Source organism: Hydrogenophaga sp. (assembly GCF_041913525.1).
Lineage (GTDB): Bacteria > Pseudomonadota > Gammaproteobacteria > Burkholderiales > Burkholderiaceae_C > Hydrogenophaga.
In genome coordinates this window covers 137,503-154,350 of sequence record NZ_JAYSFD010000004.1, presented here as the reverse complement: position 1 = coordinate 154,350, position 16,848 = coordinate 137,503, and the positions used below count along the sequence as shown (strand labels likewise).

14 protein-coding genes are annotated in these 16,848 nt (G+C 69.5%); 8 read left to right on the top strand and 6 right to left on the bottom strand.

The window, feature by feature from the left end; all coding sequences use genetic code 11:
* Positions 1-3: 3 nt before the first annotated feature.
* The 3 genes from ACE3RQ_RS07505 to ACE3RQ_RS07495 all read right to left on the bottom strand — a co-directional run bounded on the left by ACE3RQ_RS07505 (position 4) and on the right by ACE3RQ_RS07495 (position 3,946).
* The gene (locus ACE3RQ_RS07505) at positions 4-993 is read right to left on the bottom strand and encodes a Bug family tripartite tricarboxylate transporter substrate binding protein (protein ID WP_374521338.1); all 990 of its coding nucleotides are present in this window, start codon (positions 991-993) and stop codon (positions 4-6) included.
* 62 nt (positions 994-1,055) lie between these two features.
* Positions 1,056-3,155 carry an acetate--CoA ligase family protein gene (locus tag ACE3RQ_RS07500; RefSeq protein WP_374521337.1) on the bottom strand — a complete coding sequence of 700 codons (2,100 nt, stop codon included), beginning with the start codon at positions 3,153-3,155 and terminating at the stop codon, positions 1,056-1,058.
* On the bottom strand, positions 3,152-3,946 hold the full coding sequence (locus ACE3RQ_RS07495) for an enoyl-CoA hydratase (RefSeq protein ID WP_374521336.1): 795 nt from the start codon (positions 3,944-3,946) through the stop codon (positions 3,152-3,154). The genes ACE3RQ_RS07500 and ACE3RQ_RS07495 overlap by 4 nt, the downstream gene beginning before the upstream one ends.
* A 79-nt stretch (positions 3,947-4,025) precedes the next feature.
* On the opposite strand from ACE3RQ_RS07495, the gene ACE3RQ_RS07490 reads away from it, so the two are divergent.
* Positions 4,026-4,781: an IclR family transcriptional regulator gene (locus ACE3RQ_RS07490; protein ID WP_374521335.1), complete on the top strand. Its 756-nt coding sequence runs from the start codon at positions 4,026-4,028 to the stop codon at positions 4,779-4,781.
* Between the two features lie 31 nt (positions 4,782-4,812).
* On the opposite strand, the gene ACE3RQ_RS07485 is transcribed toward ACE3RQ_RS07490, so the two are convergent.
* Genes ACE3RQ_RS07485 through ACE3RQ_RS07475 form a run of 3 tightly spaced genes read right to left on the bottom strand, consistent with a single transcriptional unit; the run spans position 4,813 to position 10,278 of the window.
* The gene (locus ACE3RQ_RS07485) at positions 4,813-5,589 is read right to left on the bottom strand and encodes an SDR family NAD(P)-dependent oxidoreductase (RefSeq protein WP_374521334.1); all 777 of its coding nucleotides are present in this window, start codon (positions 5,587-5,589) and stop codon (positions 4,813-4,815) included.
* A gap of 14 nt (positions 5,590-5,603) precedes the next feature.
* Positions 5,604-6,773: an acyl-CoA dehydrogenase family protein gene (locus ACE3RQ_RS07480; protein WP_374521333.1), complete on the bottom strand. Its 1,170-nt coding sequence runs from the start codon at positions 6,771-6,773 to the stop codon at positions 5,604-5,606.
* Positions 6,774-6,786: 13 nt separating this feature from the next.
* A complete protein-coding gene (locus tag ACE3RQ_RS07475; RefSeq protein ID WP_374521332.1) occupies positions 6,787-10,278 on the bottom strand; it encodes an indolepyruvate ferredoxin oxidoreductase family protein in 3,492 nt (1,163 codons plus the stop codon).
* Between the two features lie 330 nt (positions 10,279-10,608).
* Between ACE3RQ_RS07475 and ACE3RQ_RS07470 the strand changes: the two genes are divergently transcribed.
* The 7 genes from ACE3RQ_RS07470 to ACE3RQ_RS07440 all read left to right on the top strand — a co-directional run bounded on the left by ACE3RQ_RS07470 (position 10,609) and on the right by ACE3RQ_RS07440 (position 16,815).
* Positions 10,609-10,956 (top strand): RidA family protein, encoded by a 348-nt coding sequence (locus ACE3RQ_RS07470; RefSeq protein ID WP_374521331.1) that lies wholly within the window; start codon positions 10,609-10,611, stop codon positions 10,954-10,956.
* Between the two features lie 11 nt (positions 10,957-10,967).
* The gene (locus tag ACE3RQ_RS07465) at positions 10,968-12,209 is read left to right on the top strand and encodes a D-amino acid dehydrogenase (RefSeq protein ID WP_374521330.1); all 1,242 of its coding nucleotides are present in this window, start codon (positions 10,968-10,970) and stop codon (positions 12,207-12,209) included.
* Positions 12,206-12,982 (top strand): aspartate/glutamate racemase family protein, encoded by a 777-nt coding sequence (locus ACE3RQ_RS07460; protein ID WP_374521329.1) that lies wholly within the window; start codon positions 12,206-12,208, stop codon positions 12,980-12,982. Before ACE3RQ_RS07465 ends, ACE3RQ_RS07460 begins: the two co-directional genes overlap by 4 nt.
* A gap of 93 nt (positions 12,983-13,075) precedes the next feature.
* Complete coding sequence (locus ACE3RQ_RS07455; RefSeq protein WP_374521328.1) at positions 13,076-14,176, top strand: ABC transporter substrate-binding protein; 1,101 nt, start codon at positions 13,076-13,078, stop codon at positions 14,174-14,176.
* A 74-nt stretch (positions 14,177-14,250) separates the two neighbouring features.
* Positions 14,251-15,144, top strand: coding sequence for a branched-chain amino acid ABC transporter permease (locus tag ACE3RQ_RS07450; protein WP_374521327.1), 894 nt, complete (start codon positions 14,251-14,253; stop codon positions 15,142-15,144).
* Positions 15,137-16,021, top strand: a complete 885-nt coding sequence (locus tag ACE3RQ_RS07445) for a branched-chain amino acid ABC transporter permease (RefSeq protein WP_374521326.1) — start codon at positions 15,137-15,139, stop codon at positions 16,019-16,021. The genes ACE3RQ_RS07450 and ACE3RQ_RS07445 overlap by 8 nt, the downstream gene beginning before the upstream one ends.
* On the top strand, positions 16,021-16,815 hold the full coding sequence (locus ACE3RQ_RS07440; RefSeq protein WP_374521325.1) for an ABC transporter ATP-binding protein: 795 nt from the start codon (positions 16,021-16,023) through the stop codon (positions 16,813-16,815). Before ACE3RQ_RS07445 ends, ACE3RQ_RS07440 begins: the two co-directional genes overlap by 1 nt.
* Positions 16,816-16,848: the final 33 nt, after the last annotated feature.

Here is a 16,848-nt window from a genome sequence, read left to right as displayed (position 1 = left end):
GGGTCAGTCGGCCTTGATGTTGGCGCGGCGGATCACACGGTCCCACTGCTGAATGTCGCGCTGCAGGAAGCTGGCGAACTCGGCCGGCGAGTTGCCGATGATGTCCAGGCCCCAGCCCTTGAAGCGCTGGCGCACGTCGGGCTCTTGCAGCACCTTGGCCACTTCGCGGTGCACGCGGTCCACCACGGCCTTGGGCGTGCCGGCCGGGGCCACCAGGCCGAGCCAGGGCATGGCCTCGTAGCCTGGCAGGCCCGACTCGGCCACGGTGGGCAGCTCGGGGATGGACTCGGAGCGCTTGGCGGTGGTCACGGCCAGGGCGCGCAGCTTGCCCGAGCGGATGAAGGGGCCGGAGGAGCCGAGCGCGTCGAACATCACGCTCACCTGCCCGCCCACCAGGTCGGTGAGGGCCGGGCCGCTGCCGCGATAGGGGATGTGCACCATGAACACACCGGCCATGCTCTTGAACAGCTCGCCCTCCAGGTGGGTGGAGGTGCCCGAGCCGGTGGAGCTGTAGTTGATCTTGCCGGGGTTGGCCTTGGCGTAGGCCACCAGGTCTTTCACCGACTGCACCGGCATCGAGGGGTTGACCACCAGCACGTGCACGACCGAGGCCACCTGCGTGATGGGGGTGAAGCTCTTGATGGCGTCGTAGTCGACCTTGTCGTAGATCAGCGGCGCCGTGCCCAGCGACGAGGCGGCCATGAGCAGGGTGTGGCCGTCGGCCGGGGCGCGCGCCACCAGGTCAGAGGCGAGCACGGTGCCAGCGCCGGGCTTGTTGTCCACGATGACGGGTTGCCCCAGGCGCGGCGAGAGCTTCTCGGCCAGCGCACGCGCCAGCAGGTCGGTGACGCCGCCCGGGGGAAAGGGCAGCACCAGGCGCACCGGCTTGGTGGGCCAGGCGTCTTGCGCGCTGGCGCCCAGGGGGGCCACCACGGCGGTGGCGGCCAGCGCGAGGGCCAGGACGCGGCGGGACAGGGAGATGGGCTCGGACATGGTGTGTCTCCTTCGGGTGGGGGGGATTCTGTGGCGGGGAACAGGCGGGGGAAACCGCCGAGTCAGGGCGCGGTGACGATCAGGGCGTCCAGCGCGGCGGCGCCTTCGCCCACCGCCCGCACCAGCAGCGGGTTGACCTCGATCTCGCTGGCTTGCGGCCCCAGGGCCAGCGCGGCGCGTGAGAGCGATTCGATGGCGGCGGCAGCGGCGGCCACGTCGGCCACCGGGCGGCCACGAAAGCCGTCGAGCAGGGGCCAGGCCTTGAGCGAGCGCAGCATGTCATCGGCCATGGCCGCGTCCACGGGCAGCAGGCGGTGGCTCACGTCGCGGTACAGCTCGGTGAGCACGCCGCCCAGGCCCACGGTGAGCGCAGGGCCGAACACCGGGTCGTGCGTGACGCCGGCGATCAGCTCGGCCACGCCGCCGCCCACCATGGGCTGCACCAGGTAGCCGTCCACCTTGGCCTGCGGCGCGTGCTGCGCCACCGAGGCGGCAATGGCCTCGCAGGCGGCACGCACCTGGGCCTCGTTGGCCAGGGCCAGGCGCACGCCGCCCACCTCGGTTTTGTGGGCGATGTCGGCGCTGAGCACCTTCACCACCACCGGGTAGCCCAGGGCGGTGGCGGCGGCCACGGCGGCATCGGCATCGGCCGCCACGCGCTCGGGCGGGAAGGGCACACCGTGCACGGCCAGGGCCTGCTTGGTGTCGTGCTCGTTCAGGCGCGCCGGCAGTGCCTCGGCACTGGCGGGTGCCTGCGCGCTGGCGCGCAGCGCGGCCCAACGCTGCACGGCAGGCTGCGCGTGCAGCCAGCGACAGAACGGCGCCAGGGCCTGCGAGGCGCGACCAATGTCGTCGAACACCGGCACACCGGCAGCGGCCAGGCACTGGCGCGACTGGGCCGCGCCGGTGTCAATGGCCACGAACAGGCGCGGGTGGCGCGCACACACCTCGGCCATGGCGTCGGCCATGCGGTCGAGCAGGTAGCCGGGGGCGTAGACCACCACCACGTCCACCTCGGGCGTCTGGGCCAGCGACTCGAACACCGTGCGCACGAACTCGGGCGAGTTGACGACGTTGCCGGTCACGTCCACCGGGTTGGCCACCATGCCGTAGTCGGGGATGCCGGCGCGCAGTTGCTGCTGCAGGCCGTCCGACAGGGTGGGCACGTCCAGACCGGCGGCGATGAACTTGTCGGCCAGGATGGCGCCCAGCGCGCCCGACATGGTGACGATGGCCACGCGCCGCCCACCCTGGCGCTGGCGAAAGCCGCTCAGGTAGGCCAGGTCGGCCATTTGCGCGAAGTCGGTGCCGCGAATCACGTTGAGCTGTTCGAACGCGGCCTGGTAGATGGCCAGGTCACCGGCCAGGGCCGAGGTGTGGGAGCGCACCGCCTCGCTGCCCTTCTCGGTTTCACCGGCCTTGTAGATCACCAGCGGCTTGTGGGCCTGGGCGAAGGCCAGCGCGGCCTCGATGAAGCGCGGGCCGTGGCGCAACTGCTCCACGTAGCCGATCACGCAGTCGCTCTGCGGGTCTTGCGCGAGGAACTGCAGGTATTCGGAGAACTCCACGCAGGCCTCGTTGCCGGTGTTGATGAACTGGCTCACCGGCACGCCCAGGCGGCGCATCAGGGCGAACACAGCCGAGCACACGTTGCCGCTCTGGGTGACGATGCTCACGCGGCCCGGTTCGGTCTGCGGCGGCACGGCGCGAAACACCGAGGCGAAGGCGGTGTGGGCCTGCAGGTTCAGGTTGGCAAAACCCATGCAGTTGGGGCCGGCCACCACCATGCCGCTGCGTTGGGCGAAGGCCTCCAGCTCGCGCTGCAGGGCCGCGCCCTGCTCGCCCGCCTCGGCAAAACCGGCGGCGTAGACGATGGCCGCCCGCGCGCCCTTGGCGTGGCAGCGCTGCAGGGTGGCCGTCACCTCCTCGGCGCCGATGGCCACCACCACCAGGTCGGGCGCTTCTGGCAGCGACTCCACGTCGGGCCAGCAGCGGTAACCGAACACCTCGTCGTACTTGGGGTTCACCGGGTACACCGCGCCGGCGTAGCCAAAGTGGCGCAGCAGGTCCAGCGGCATGCCGCCAATGCGCCCGGGGTTGTTGCTGGCGCCAATGAGGGCGATCGAGCGGGGTTGCAGCAGAGGATCGAGGCGATGCGTCATGCCTTGGCTCCCCGGGCAATGGCCGTGGCGAGGCCGCCTTCTTTGGTCTGGCGGTATTCCTCGGTCACGTGGCTGAGCTGGTGCAGGTCGAAATGGGCAGAGAGGGCCTGGCGCATGCCCTGCACGTCCACCGAGCGGTTGAGCGATTTCTTGAGGATCTGCATGGCAAACGGCGGCGCCTGCGCGATGCGCTGGGCCAGGGCCAGGGTGTCGTCTTCCAGGCGCTCGCGCGGCACCACGCGGTTGACCATGCCCAGGGCCTTGGCCTCGGCGGCGCCCAGGCGCTCGCCGGTGAACAGCAGTTCCTTGGCCTGGCGCAGGCCCAGCACCCAGGGGTGGATGAGCACCTCGGTGGCGGCCGCGCCCATGGTGTGGGTGACCGGGTCGCTGAAGAAGGCGTCTTCCGAGGCCACGATCAGGTCGCACATATTGGCCAGCATCAGGCCGGCGGCCACGCAGGCGCCCTGCACCTGGGCCACGGTGGGTTTGGGAAAGTCCCAGATGCGCAGGCAGTAGTTGAAGTACACGCGCTGCTCGTAGGCCCAGCGCTCTTCCACGGTGAACTCGGCGCGCTCGGCCTGGGCCTGCTTCAGGTCGTGCCCGGCCGAGAAGTGCGGGCCCACCGCGCCCAGCACCACCACGCGGGTCTGTGGGTCGGCGGCGGCGGCGTCAAAGGCCGCGTCGAGCTGCTCCAGCATCTGCTGGCTCTGGGCGTTGCGCGCCGTGGCGCGGTTGAGGATGAGGCGGCGCACGTGACCGTGCTGCTCGGTCAGGACAAGGGTTTCGCTCATGGGACAGCCTTTGAAGAGATGGCCGCGATCTTTGTGCGAGCATTCCCACATGCCAAACACTTTTGCACCCGATTCCCACATGTTGAGCAAACCTAAGGAAACCCCGGGGGCGCAGACCATGCGCCGTGCGCTGCAGGTGTTGCGCGTGCTGGGCAACCACCACGAGGAAGGGTGCAGCGTGAACGAGGTGATGGCCGCCACCGGCCTGGAGCGCTCCACCACCCACCGCCTGCTGACCTGCCTGGTGGAAGAGCACTTTGCCGACCGCGACGCGCTCACGCGGCGCTACCGCCTGGGGCTGGACGCCATGCGCCTGGGCTTTGCCTCGCTCACGCGGGCACCGTTGGTGGCCTCTTACGAGGCCAAGGTGCAACGCCTGGCGCGGCTGTCGGAAGACACGGTGTTTCTGCTCGCGCGCCAGGGCGACTACACCGTGTGCCTCAAGCGCGAGGACGGCGCCTTTCCGGTGAAAATCTTCAGCACCCGCGTGGGCGACATTCGCCCGCTGGGCATTGGGGTGGGCGGCATGGCCATGCTGGCGGCTTCGCCCGACGAAGACATTGCCCGCATCCGCCAGCAGCACGCACCGGCCTTCGAGGCCGCGGGCCTGAGCGCCGACCGGCTGGACAAGATGGTGGCGCGCACACGGCGCAGCGGCTACGCCGAGCTGTTGGACACGGTGACCGAGGGCGTGGCCGGCGTGGGCGCAGTGATTCCCGACCCCAGCGGCGTGCCCTTCGCGGCCATCTCGATCGCGGCCATCAAGCCGCGCATGACGCCCGCGCGCCGCGCCGAGCTGGGGGCCTTGCTGATCAAGACCCTGGCCGAAGAGTGAGCCGGCCCGGCGCACCCGGGCCGGGGAGCGATCAGAGCGAGCTGACCAGGTGCGCGCCGTCCACCGCCAGGGTGGCGCCCGACATGGCCGCGCCGGCATCGCTGGCCAGCAGCAGCAGCGGGCCGTCGAGGTCGGTCATTTCGCCAAAGCGCCGGCTGGGAATGCGCTCGCGCAGGCGCTGGCCGGCGTCGCTGAGCAGGAAGTCGCGGTTCAGGTCGGTGACCACGTAGCCGGGCAGCAGCGCGTTCACGCGAATGCGGTGGCGCGCCAGTTCCAGTGCCATGGCCTTGGTGGCCTGCAGCACACCGGCCTTGCTGATGGCATAGGGCGCCACGCCCCCGGCCACGCGCTCGCCCAGGATGGAGGCCACGTTCACGATGCTGCCGCCCTGCCCCGCGGCCACCAGGCGGCGCGCGGCTTCGGTGGCCACCAGCCAGCAGCCCTTGAGGTTGGTGTTGATCACGCTGTCCCAGTCGTCCTCGGTCTGCTGCAGCACACCGCGCGTGACGGTGACGCCCGCGTTGTTGATGACGATGTCGGGCACGCCCCAGTCGGCCAGGGCGTCAAAGCAGGCCGACACGCTGGCCGATGAGGTCACGTCCAGCGCCACGGCGCGGGCCTGGCCGCCGGCGGCTTCGATCTGGGCCACGGTGTCGGCCAGCTTGTCGGTGCGACGGGCCGCCAGCACCACGCGCGCCCCCACCGAGGCGAGCAAGTGGGCGAAGTGCTGGCCCAGGCCGCTGGAGGCGCCGGTGACGAGAGCGGTGTGGCCGTCCAGGCGGAAGGCGTTCAATGCAGAGGGGTTCATGTGGGTCATCGGGTTCAGGCGGCAACGGTGGCTTTGGAGAGTTTCTTGGCCATGCTCCAGCGGTGCACTTCGCTGGGGCCGTCGTACACGCGGAAGGCGCGCATGTCGGTGAAGATGCGCATCACCACCGATTCGGCGCTCACGCCCTGGCCACCCAGGATCTGCACGCAGCGGTCCACCACGCGCCACTCGGCCTCGGAGCACACCACCTTGGCGCGGCTGGACTCGAAGCCCCCGCGCTCGCCCTGGTCCAGCAACCACGCGGTGTGCCAGATGTGCAGGCGCGCGGTGTGCAGGTCCATGTCGTTGTCGGCCAGCATGAAGCCCACGCCCTCGTGCTCGCACAGCGGCTTGCCGAAGGCGCGGCGGCGGCGCGCGTAGTCCAGCGCCACGTCGTGCGCGCGGCGGGCCTGGCCGAGCCAGCGCATGCAGTGCGTCAGGCGCGCCGGGGCCAGGCGCACCTGGGCGTAGCGGAAGCCCTGCCCCACTTCGCCCAGCACGTTCTCGGCCGGCACGTAGAGGTTGTCAAAGCGCAGCACGCCGTGGCCGCCGGTGAAGCAGCGGTCCATGGCGTCCATGTTGCGCTCCAGGGTGATGCCGGGGGCGTTCATGTCGGTGAGGAACATGGTGGCCGAGCCGTCTTCCATGCGCGCCATCACGATGGCGTAGTCGGCCCCGTCGGCGCCGGTGATGAACCACTTCAGGCCATTGATGCGGTAGCCCTCGCCGTCGCGCGTGGCGGTGGTCTGCAGCATGGACGGGTCGGCCCCGGCGCCGGGGTCGGGCTCGGTCATGGCGAAGCACGAGCGGGTGTGGCCTTGCACCTGCGGGCGCAGCCAGCGCTCTTTCTGCGCGTGGCTGGCCACGGCCTCCATCAGGTGGATGTTGCCTTCGTCGGGCGCGTGGATGTTCAGCGCCGTGGGGCCCAGCCACGAATAGCCGGCCTCTTCGAACACCACCGCCTTGGCGATGTGGCTCAGGCCCAGGCCGCCCCACTCGGCACCCGCGTGCGGCGTGAGCAGGCCAGCGCCGCGCGCCAGTTCCACCAGTTCGCGGCGCAAGGCCTCGTGCGGGCCGTGCGAGTCTTGGCGCGGGTCGTTTTCCAGGGGAATGATGGCGTCGCGAATGAAGTCGCGGGTGCGCCGCTGCAGGGCCTGCAGCTCGGGCGAGAGGTCAAAGTTCATTTGGGGTCAGAGGTCAGGCGGCCTGTTTCAGTGGGATGCTGCGCCGGTACAGCCGCTGCAAGGCGGCCTCGCGTCGCGCGGCGGCGCGCTGCAGGTGAGCGTGCTTCACGTGTCCGAACCCACGGATGTGCTCGGGCACGCTGAGCAACTCGACAGCAGCCGTGAGCTGCATCGGATCGCGGTGGGTTTCTAGCACCGACAGGGCCTGCTCGATGTCGCCTTCGTACCTCTGTTGCCACTCGCGCTCGGCGCGGCGCTCCTCGGTGCGGGCAAACACATCAAGCGGTGTGCCCCGCAGGCCGCGCATAGCGGCCAGGGCGCGCATGCCCCACCACATCCAGCGGCCAAAGGTCTGTTTGCGCGGCAGGCCGGTGCGCGGGTCTTTCTTGGCCAGGGCTGGCGGCGCGAGGTGGAATTCGATGTGCCAGTCGCCCTCGAACTGCTGCTCGAGTTGGCGGCGGAAATCGGTGTGGGTGTACAGGCGCGCCACCTCGTACTCGTCTTTCACGGCCAGCAGCTTGAACTGGTAGCGCGCCACCGCCTCGGCCAGCGCCTGGCTGCCCGGGAACAGGCGGGCTTCGGCCTCGCGCACCCGCTTCACGGTGGCCAGGTAGCGCTGGGCCAGGGCCTCGCTCTGGTAGCCGCGCAGGAAGTCGGCGCGAAGCGCGATGCGCTCGTCCAGGCTTTGCAGCGGCGCGGGCGAGAGCGACACGCTGGCCCGGGCCTTCAGGGCCTGCACCGCCTGCTCCACCAGGGCAGGATGGTGGGCGCAGCGGCGGCCCCAGACGAAGGCCTCGCGGTTCAGGCGAGCGGCCGCTCCGTTGAGTTCGATGGCTTGCTCGATGGCCTGGGCCGACACCGGAATCCAGCCGCGCTGGTAGGCCGCGCCCAGCAGGAACATGTTGGCCGCGATCGCATCGCCCAGCAGCGCGGTGGCCAGGCGGGTGGCGTCCACAAAGGCGCAGCCGGCTTCACCCACGGCGGCCTGCACGCGCTGGCGCAGCTCTTGACCAGGGAATTGCAGGTCGGGCTGGCGGGTGAAATCGCCGGGCATGGACTGGTGGGTGTTGGCCAGCACCCGGGTGTGGCCGTGGCGCGCGGTGGCCAGCGTCTTGGCGTGGCCGGTGACCACGAGGTCGCAGCCCAGGATCAGGTCGGCACCGCCACCGGCGATGCGAATGGTCTTGATGTCGGCCGGCTGGGCGGAAAAGCGCAGGTGGCTCCAGACCGAGCCGCCTTTTTGCGCCAGGCCGGCCATGTCCAGCAGGCCGCAGCCCTTGCCTTCAAGGTGAGCGGCCATGCCCAGGATGGCGCCAATGGTGACCACGCCGGTGCCGCCCATGCCGGTGACCAGGATGCTGTACACGCCACCGTCGAGCACCGGCAGCACGGGCTCGGGCAGGGCCTCGAACACCTGCGTCTCGCGTGGGGCCTGCGGCTTGCGCAACTGCCCGCCCACCACGCTCACGAAGCTGGGGCAAAAGCCTTTGGTGCACGAGAAGTCTTTGTTGCACGACGATTGGTCGATGGCGCGCTTGCGGCCGAACTCGGTCTCCAGCGGTTGCACCGACACGCAATTGGATTGCACGCCGCAGTCGCCACAGCCTTCACACACCAGGTCATTGATGACGACGCGGCGGGCCGGGTCTTCATAGGTGCCGCGCTTGCGGCGGCGGCGCTTTTCGGCGGCGCAGGTCTGGTCGTAGATGAGCACGGTGGTGCCCTCGATCTCGCGCAGCGTTTCCTGCACGGCCTGGATGTCGTCGCGGTGGTGCACCGTGAGGCCGGGCGGCCAGGCGACGCCGGCCGGGTACTTGTCGGGCTGGTCGGTCACCACCACCACGCGGCGCACGCCCTCGGCGTGCACCTGCTGGGCAATGGTGGGCACGTCCAGCGGGCCGTCGTGGCGCTGGCCGCCGGTCATGGCCACCGCGTCGTTGAACAGGATCTTGAAGGTGATGTTGGTGCGCGCCGCCACGGCCGCGCGCACCGCCAGCAGGCCTGAGTGAAAGTAGGTGCCATCGCCCATGTTCTGAAACATGTGCGCGCGCTTGCTGAAAGGCGCCTCTCCCACCCACGACAGGCCCTCGGCGCCCATCTGGGTGTAGCCCTGGGTGTGGCGGTCCATGGTCTGGGCCATCCAGCTGCAGCCAATGCCGGCGTAGGCCTTGCTGCCATCGGGCACCACGGTGGACGAACTGTGCGGGCAACCGCTGCAAAAGTAGAAGCTGCGAGCCATGGGCTCGCTGCCCGGCTGGGGAGGCTGCAGGGCGCGCAGGGCGTCCACGCGCTCGCGCAGGCCTGCGTGGTCGGGGTGCAGGCGCAGCAGGCGCTCGCCCAGCGCGATGGCGATCTGGTTGGCGTCCAGCGCCATTTCCGACTGGAACATCGTGCGGCCTTGCTCGTCGCGCTTGCCCACGACACCGGGCGCACCCGGCAAGCCGTACAGGTGGTCCTTGAGCTGGAACTCCAGCAGGCTGCGCTTTTCTTCCACCACCACCACTTGGTCCAGGCCCAGTGCGAAGTCGCGCGCGCCCTCGGGCTCCAAGGGCCAGGGCATGCCCACCTTGTAGAGGCGCAGGCCCAGGGCGGCGGCCCCGGCCTCGCTCAAGTGCAGCTCGTCCAGGGCTTGCAGGGTGTCCAGGTAGCTCTTGCCGTGGGTGATGACACCCAGGCGCGCTTGCGGGCCGTCGATCACCACGCGGTCGATGCCGTTGGCGCGGGCAAAGGCCTGCACCGCGCGCAGCTTGTGCTGGTGCAGACGGGCCTCTTGTGCGTGCGGCGTGTCGGGTTGGCGAATGTTCAGGCCATCGGGCGGCAAATCCAGGCCTTGCGGTTCGGTCACTTGCACACGAAACACGTCCACGTCGATGGAGGCAGTCGCCTCCACCGTGTCTTTCACGCACTTGATGCCCACCCAGCAGCCGCTGTAGCGCGACAAGGCCCAGCCCATGACGCCGTAGTCCAGGATCTCTTGCACGCCCGAGGGGCTGAGCACCGGAATCATCGCGTCCACCATGGCGAACTCGCTCTGGTGGCAGGTGGTGGACGACTCGCAGGTGTGGTCGTCACCCATGAGCACCAGCACGCCGCCGTGTCGCGACGAGCCGGCCAGATTGCCGTGCCGAAAGGCATCGCCCGTGCGGTCAACGCCAGGGCCCTTGCCGTACCAGATGGCGAACACGCCATCGAAGCGCCCTTCCCCACCGATCTCGGCCTGTTGCGAACCCCACACCGCCGTGGCGGCCAGGTCTTCGTTCACGCCCGGCACGAACACCACCTCGTGGGCCTTCAGGTGCTTGCCGGCGCGCTGGAGTTGCTCATCGAGCCCGCCCAGGGGTGAGCCCCGGTAGCCGCTGATGTAGCCGGCCGTGTTCAGGCCGGCGGCCTGGTCGCGCTGGCGCTGGGTCATGGGCAGGCGCACCAGGGCCTGCGTGCCGGTGATGAGGATGCGGCCCTGTTGCAGGGTGTACTTGTCGTCGAGGCTGACGGTTTTCAGGCTCATGCGGTCTCTCGCTGGGTGGGTTCAGGAAGGGGAACACGGACGGGCGCGCCATGCCCCGTTCCGTCGGGGTGCACGGTGCGCCCGTTTGGGGCGTGAATGGCGCCGTTCTGGTGCCATTCGATTCACTCTCGACACAAGTGTCGGCAGTTGTTTATAGACAAATGAAGAATGGCACATCACTTGCTTTGTCGAGTCTAGGGTAATCACCAGTGATGGCAACGAATGCTACTGCTATAAATTGCTGACGTCACAACTGTCGACACTTATTTTCAACCACACCGGGAAACGCTTGTCGAGACCAGCCCGGATACCCCCAAGGAGAGACCCCTCATGAACATTCAGCGCATCCAGCCCAACGCCCGCATGAGCGCCGCCGTGGTCGCCAACGGCTTTGTCTTCGTCAGCGGCCAGGTGGCCGACGACACCAGCGCCAACGTGGCCGGGCAGACCGCGCAGATCCTGGCCAAGATCGAGCGCATCCTGGCCGAGGCCGGCAGCAGCAAGGAACGCATCGTCAGCGCCAACATCTGGCTGGCCGAGGCGGCCACCTTCAATGAGATGAACAGCGTGTGGGACGCCTGGGTGCCGGCCGGCAACCCGCCAGCCCGCGCCTGCGTGGAGTCCAAGCTGGCCTTCCCGCAGTACACGGTGGAAATTGGCGTGATCGCGGTGGTCTGAGGCAGCGGGCCATGACAACCGTGATCCTGGGCGGCGGCATCGTCGGCGTGACGACCGCGTACTACCTGGCCCGCGAAGGCCGCGACGTGGTGGTGATCGACCGCCAGGGCGGCGTGGCGCGCGAGACCAGCTTCGCCAATGCCGGGCTGGTGGCCCCGGGCCATGCCTACACCTGGGCCTCGCCCAAGGCGCCGAAGATCTTGCTGAAGTCGCTGTTCATGGAAGGCCAGGCGCTGCGCCTGAAGCCGCGCATCGACCCGCACATGTGGGCCTGGGGCCTGGAGTTCCTGCGCCACTGCACAGCCGAGCGCTCGCGCCAGAACACCACGCGCAAGCTGCACCTGTGCCGCTACTCACAAGAGCGGCTGCAGGCCCTGTCGGCCGACGAAGGCCTTCAGTACGACCGCGTCAGCGGCGGCTTGCTGTATGTGTACCGAGACCTGCCCAGCTTCGAGCGGGGCACGGCGGCCATGTCCATCCTGGCCGACAACGGTCTGCCACTGCAGACCCTCACGCCCGATGAAGTGGTGCAGCGCGAGCCCTCGCTGGCGAGCGCGCGCGACAAGATCGCCGGCGCCATCTTCTGCCCGAGCGATGAAAGCGGCGACGCGCACCTGTTCTCGCAAGACCTGGCCAAGCGCTGCGAGCGCATGGGCGTGCGCTTCCTGCTGGACCGCGACATCCAGGGCTGGGAACACGTGGGCGACCGCATCACCGGCGTGCGCACCGACAAGGGCACCGTGGCAGGCACCGAGTTCGTGCTGTCATTGGGCAGCTACTCACCGTTCCTGGCGCGGCAGTTGGGCTACAAGCTGCCGATCTACCCGGTCAAGGGCTATTCGCTGACGGTACCCATTCGCCCCGGCGACGAGCCACCCACCCTGGGCGGCGTGGAAGAAAACCACCTGGTGGCCTGGGCACGTTTTGGCGACCGGCTGCGCTTCACCGCCACGGCCGAGTTCACCGGCTACGACACCAGCCACCGCCCCAGCGACTTCGCACACATGCTCAGCGTGGCGCGTGAGCTGTTCCCGCGCGGGGCCGATTACGACCAGCCCTCTTACTGGTCGTGCCTGCGCCCCATGACGCCCTCGGGCGCGCCCATCCTGGGCAAGACGCGGCACCGCAACCTCTACCTCAACACCGGCCATGGCCACATGGGCTGGACCATGGCCTGCGGCACGGCGCGCATCGTGGCCGACATCGTGTGCGGCCGCCAGCCTGAGCACAACCTGGAGGGCCTGACCCTATGAGCACCGACACCTCGCTGGCGCGGCCCTATGCCCGCCACGCCTTCACGCTGGACGAAGGTCTCTCGCCGCGCGCGGCCATCGGCCTGGTGGTGCTGGCCACCGACCAGACCATCGAGCACGAGTGGCGCCAGATGATCGACCTGCCGGGCGTGGCCTTCTATGAGGCGCGCATGTTCAATTCGCCCGAGATCAACGCCCAGACCCTGGCGGCGATGGAGGGCGACATCGCCCCGGCCGTGGCCCTGATCCGCCCCGGTGAGCGGCTGGACGTGGTGGCCTTCGGCTGCACCTCGGGCGCCATGGTCATTGGCGAAGAAGCGGTGTTCGCCCGCATTCGCGAAGCGCGCCCGGGCGTGGCCTGCACCTCGCCCATCACCGCCGCGCTGGCGGCCTTCCAGGCCCTGGGCGCGCGCCGCGTGGCCCTGCTCACGCCCTACGTGAAGTCGGTGAGCGACTGGATGGCCGACTACATCGCCGAACGTGGTTACGCCGTGGTGGGCAGCGCCTCGTACGAGCACGGCAACGACAACGAGGTGGCGCGCATCGACGCGCCCTCCATCCGCGAATCGGTACTGGCGCTGGGCCAGAACCCCGAGGTGGACGCGGTGTTCGTCTCGTGCACCAGCCTGCGCGTGGCCGAGCAGGTGGCCGCGCTGGAGCAGGCGATTGGCAAGCCCGTGCTCTCCAGCAACCACGCCATGGCCTGGCACGCGCTGCGCCTGGCCGGCGTGAAGGACGCCCTGCCCCAGTGGGGCCGGTTGTTCACCGTTTGACGCCCTGATTTTCCCGACCGCGGCTCCGCCGCACCCCTTGGCCGCTGGCACCCGCCGGCACCTTTCGCAACCGCTTCCGAAGAGGAGTGAACCATGAAGACCCTTGCAATGAAGGCCCTCGCGGCCGCCGGACTGCTGGCCGCCTCGGCTGGCATCGCCCACGCCCAGGACGTGACCATTGGCGCGGTACTGCCGCTCACCGGCCCCAGCGCCAGCATCGGCGAAGACCAGCGCCGTGGGATGGAGTTGGCCGTGGAACGCGTGAACGCTGCGGGCGGGGTGCTCGGGCGCAAGCTGCGCGTGATCATCGAAGACTCGGGCGGGCGGGCGCCCACCGCACTGGACGCCGCCAAGAAGCTGGCCACGGTGGACAAGGTGCCGGTGGTCCTGGGCGAGTACTCCTCGGGCATCACCATTCCCACGGCGCAGTACCTGGTGAAGGAAGGCGTGTCGCACCTGAACATCGGCAGCTCCAGCCCCCGCGTGCGCGGCATCGGCGAAGGCTCGTTCAGCGTGATCGGGCTGGACGACGTGTCGGCCAAGTTCGCCGCCACCGACGTGTTCGAGCAGAAGTTCCGCAAGGCCGCCTTCATCGCGCCCAACAATGCCTACGGCCAGGGCGTGGCCGAAGAGTTCAAGAAGAACTTCGAGGCCATGGGTGGCCAGGTGGTGGCTTCCATCCTGTACACCGCCGGCCAGTCCACCTACCGCCGCGAGCTGCAGCAGATCGAGCGCGCCGCGCCCGACGTGTACGTGTACAGCGCATACGGGCAGGAAGCGGCCATCATCAACCGCGAGGCGTTTGACCTGGGCCTGAACAAGACCCAGTGGTACGCCATCTACCAGACCATGTGCACCACCGACACGCCGGCGCAGATCGCCAACGGCCAGATCGGCATGGAGGTGAGCGCCGTCGGCCCGGCTGGCAAGCCCTATGAAGAGGCCTACAGCAAGAAGTACGGCGAGAAGTTCAAGTCGGCCTACAGCGGCTACGCGTACGACGGCGTGATGCTCAGCGCCGCGGCCATCGCCAAGGCCGGCTCGACCGAGGCCGCCAAGGTGCGCACCGCCCTGGCCGAGGTGGGCCGCAAGTTCGACGGCGTGACCGGCGAGGTGGTGTTCGACAAAGACCGCCAGCGCGCCGTGCAGCCCTACCTGCGCACCCGTTACCAGAACGGCGTGCTGCCGCGCTGACCCCGCCTGGGGGCGCGCCACGGCGCGCGCCCCCACCCCCGTCCCTTCCCCTCCTCCGAACCTGAGGACCGCCGATGTTTCAGTTTGTCCTGGATGTGCTCATCCGCACGGCCGACCTGGCCCTGGTCGCCGTGGGCCTGAGCGCCGTGTACGCGTTGGTGAAGTTCCCCAACGTCTCCCACGTGCAGTACGCCGCGCTGGGCGCCTTTCTCACGCTGGCCGGGCAACGCCTGGGCCTGCCCTTCGCGTTGGCCATGGCGCTGTCGTGCGTGGTCACCGGCGCGGTGGCGGTGCTGCTCAACACCCTGGTGTTTCGTCGCCTGCTGCGCTCGGGCCCGGCCATTGCCATGATCGGCTCGCTGGCCGTGTCGATGGTGATGGTGGCGCTGATGCTGGGCGTTGCCGGCTCGCGCCCGCTTCGCTATGACTTCGAGATCGTCTCGCCGCTGGTGATCGCCGGCGCCCGCGTCTCGCACGCCCAGGCCTACTCCATCGGCGCGGCCCTGCTGGTGCTTGGCGGCTTTGCCTGGCTGCTCTATCGCACCCCCATGGGCCGGCGCATGCGCGCGCTGGCCACCAACCGTGCCCTGGCCGAGGCCACCGGCATCGACGCCCACCAGGTGACCAACCTCATCAGCCTTATCAGCGGCGCGCTGGCGGCCATCGGCGGCACCATGCTGGCCATGACGAGCGATGTGCACGTGAACCTGGGCACCGACCTGCTGCTGCCCGTGTTCGCGGCGGCCATCATCGGCGGCCTGGGCAACCCGCTGGGCGCGGCCGCTGGTGCGCTGCTCATCGCGGTGGCCGAAACCGCCGTGACCAACCTGAACTTCGGCTGGCTGGTGGGCCAACCGCTGGCCTTCCTGCCGGTGACCTACATCGGCGCGGCGTCCTTCCTGTTCCTGCTGGTGGCGCTGTTGTTCAAGCCCTACGGCCTGTTTGACCGGGAGGTGCGCCGTGTTTGATTTCTTCATCCACGCCGTGAGCGTGGCCGCCATCTACGCGCTGGTGGCCGTGTCGCTCAACATCCAGGCCGGCTACGCGGGCCTGCTCAACCTGGGCCACATCGCCTTCGTGGGCGTGGGGGCCTACGCGGTGGGCATCGCGCACCACCTGCAATGGCATCCCGGCCTGGGCTGGGCCATGGGCATCGCAGCCGCGGCCGTGCTGGGCTTCTTCATGTCGCGCCTGGGGCGCAACCTGGGGGCCGACTACTGGGGCATCGCCACGCTGGCGGTGGCCGAGATCGTGCGCACCATCGCCCTCAACGAGGACTGGCTCACCGGCGGCGCGCAGGGCATCAGCGGGGTGACGCCGTTGTGGTCATCGCTGGACGCCGGCAGTGCGCGCTGGGCCTTCCTGGCCACCGTGCTGCTGGTGCTGGCCCTGGCCATGGGGCTGAGCAGCCGCCTGGGCGCCGGTCGCTTCGGCCGAGCCCTTCGCCTGCTGCGCGAAGAGCCCGCGCTGGCCACCAGCATGGGCTACGACCTGGTGGCCCTCAAGAGCAAGGCCACGGTGGCCTCGGCCATGCTGGCCGCGGTGGCTGGCGCCTTCCTGGGCCACTACATCAGCTACGTGGGGCCGGACTTCATGCTGGCCTCGGAAACCTTCCTGATCTGGACCATGCTCATGATCGGCGGCCTGGGCCACGTGGGCGGCGTGGTGCTGGGCGCCTTCCTGGTGCAGGCCATCTACGCCTCCATGCCCTTCGCCAAAGACTGGCTGGGCATTGGCTCCGACGTGGCCGGCGCGGTGCGCCTGGGCCTGATCGGCTGCCTGCTGCTGGCCTGCCTGCTGTGGCGCAAGGACGGCCTGGTCCCCGAAACCCTGAGGAAACTGTAATGGCTGCCCTTCTCGACGTTCAAGACCTGTCCAAGGCCTTCGGCGGCAACCAGGTGCTGCAGGGCGTGAGCCTGCAGGTGCGCCCTGGCGAAATCGTGGGCCTGCTCGGCCCCAACGGCTCGGGCAAGAGCACGCTGCTCAACGTGGCCTCGGGCTTCGCCCCGGCCGACGGCGGGCGCGTGCTGCTGCAGGAGCAGGACATCACCCGCCTGCCGGCCCACCGCATCGTGCGCCACGGCATGGCCCGCACCTTCCAGCTGCCCTCCATGCCCAGCCGCATGAGCGTGCTGGAGGTGACCCTGGCGGCCGACACCCGCCACCACGGCGTGTGGAGCACCTTGCTGCGCCCCGGCGCCCTGCGCCAGGCCGAGGCCCAGGCCCTCACCAGGGCGCACCAGTTGCTGGACGAGCTGCTGCTCACGCCGGTCAAGCAAAACGCGGCGGCCGCGCTCTCGGGCGGGCAGAAGAAGCTGCTCAGCATTGCCTGCGCGCTCATGGGCGAGCCGCGCCTGCTCATGCTTGATGAACCCACCGCCGGCGTGCACCCCAACCTGCGGCGCGACATCGTGCAGACGCTCAAGCGCCTGCGCCAGCAAGGCATTTCGCAGCTCATCGTGGAGCACGACATGCACTTCGTGCGCGAGGTCTGCACCCGTTGCGTGGTGCTCGACCGTGGCCAGATCGTGGCCGACTGCCGCCCCGACGAGCTGGCCTCGCACCCGCAGGTGATCGAGGCCTACCTCGGCCGTCAGGCCGCGGCGGCCGCCCAAGCCCCCACCGCCAAGGCCGCCTGATGACAAGCGACAACACCCACCTCACCCTGGTCA

Coding starts and splice junctions, on each gene's coding strand:
- ACE3RQ_RS07505 (WP_374521338.1), bottom strand. CDS start 993: ATGTCCGAGCCCATCTCCCTGTCCCGCCGCGTCCTGGCCCTCGCGCTG.
- ACE3RQ_RS07500 (WP_374521337.1), bottom strand. CDS start 3,155: ATGACGCATCGCCTCGATCCTCTGCTGCAACCCCGCTCGATCGCCCTC.
- ACE3RQ_RS07495 (WP_374521336.1), bottom strand. CDS start 3,946: ATGAGCGAAACCCTTGTCCTGACCGAGCAGCACGGTCACGTGCGCCGC.
- ACE3RQ_RS07490 (WP_374521335.1), top strand. CDS start 4,026: ATGTTGAGCAAACCTAAGGAAACCCCGGGGGCGCAGACCATGCGCCGT.
- ACE3RQ_RS07485 (WP_374521334.1), bottom strand. CDS start 5,589: ATGAACCCCTCTGCATTGAACGCCTTCCGCCTGGACGGCCACACCGCT.
- ACE3RQ_RS07480 (WP_374521333.1), bottom strand. CDS start 6,773: ATGAACTTTGACCTCTCGCCCGAGCTGCAGGCCCTGCAGCGGCGCACC.
- ACE3RQ_RS07475 (WP_374521332.1), bottom strand. CDS start 10,278: ATGAGCCTGAAAACCGTCAGCCTCGACGACAAGTACACCCTGCAACAG.
- ACE3RQ_RS07470 (WP_374521331.1), top strand. CDS start 10,609: ATGAACATTCAGCGCATCCAGCCCAACGCCCGCATGAGCGCCGCCGTG.
- ACE3RQ_RS07465 (WP_374521330.1), top strand. CDS start 10,968: ATGACAACCGTGATCCTGGGCGGCGGCATCGTCGGCGTGACGACCGCG.
- ACE3RQ_RS07460 (WP_374521329.1), top strand. CDS start 12,206: ATGAGCACCGACACCTCGCTGGCGCGGCCCTATGCCCGCCACGCCTTC.
- ACE3RQ_RS07455 (WP_374521328.1), top strand. CDS start 13,076: ATGAAGACCCTTGCAATGAAGGCCCTCGCGGCCGCCGGACTGCTGGCC.
- ACE3RQ_RS07450 (WP_374521327.1), top strand. CDS start 14,251: ATGTTTCAGTTTGTCCTGGATGTGCTCATCCGCACGGCCGACCTGGCC.
- ACE3RQ_RS07440 (WP_374521325.1), top strand. CDS start 16,021: ATGGCTGCCCTTCTCGACGTTCAAGACCTGTCCAAGGCCTTCGGCGGC.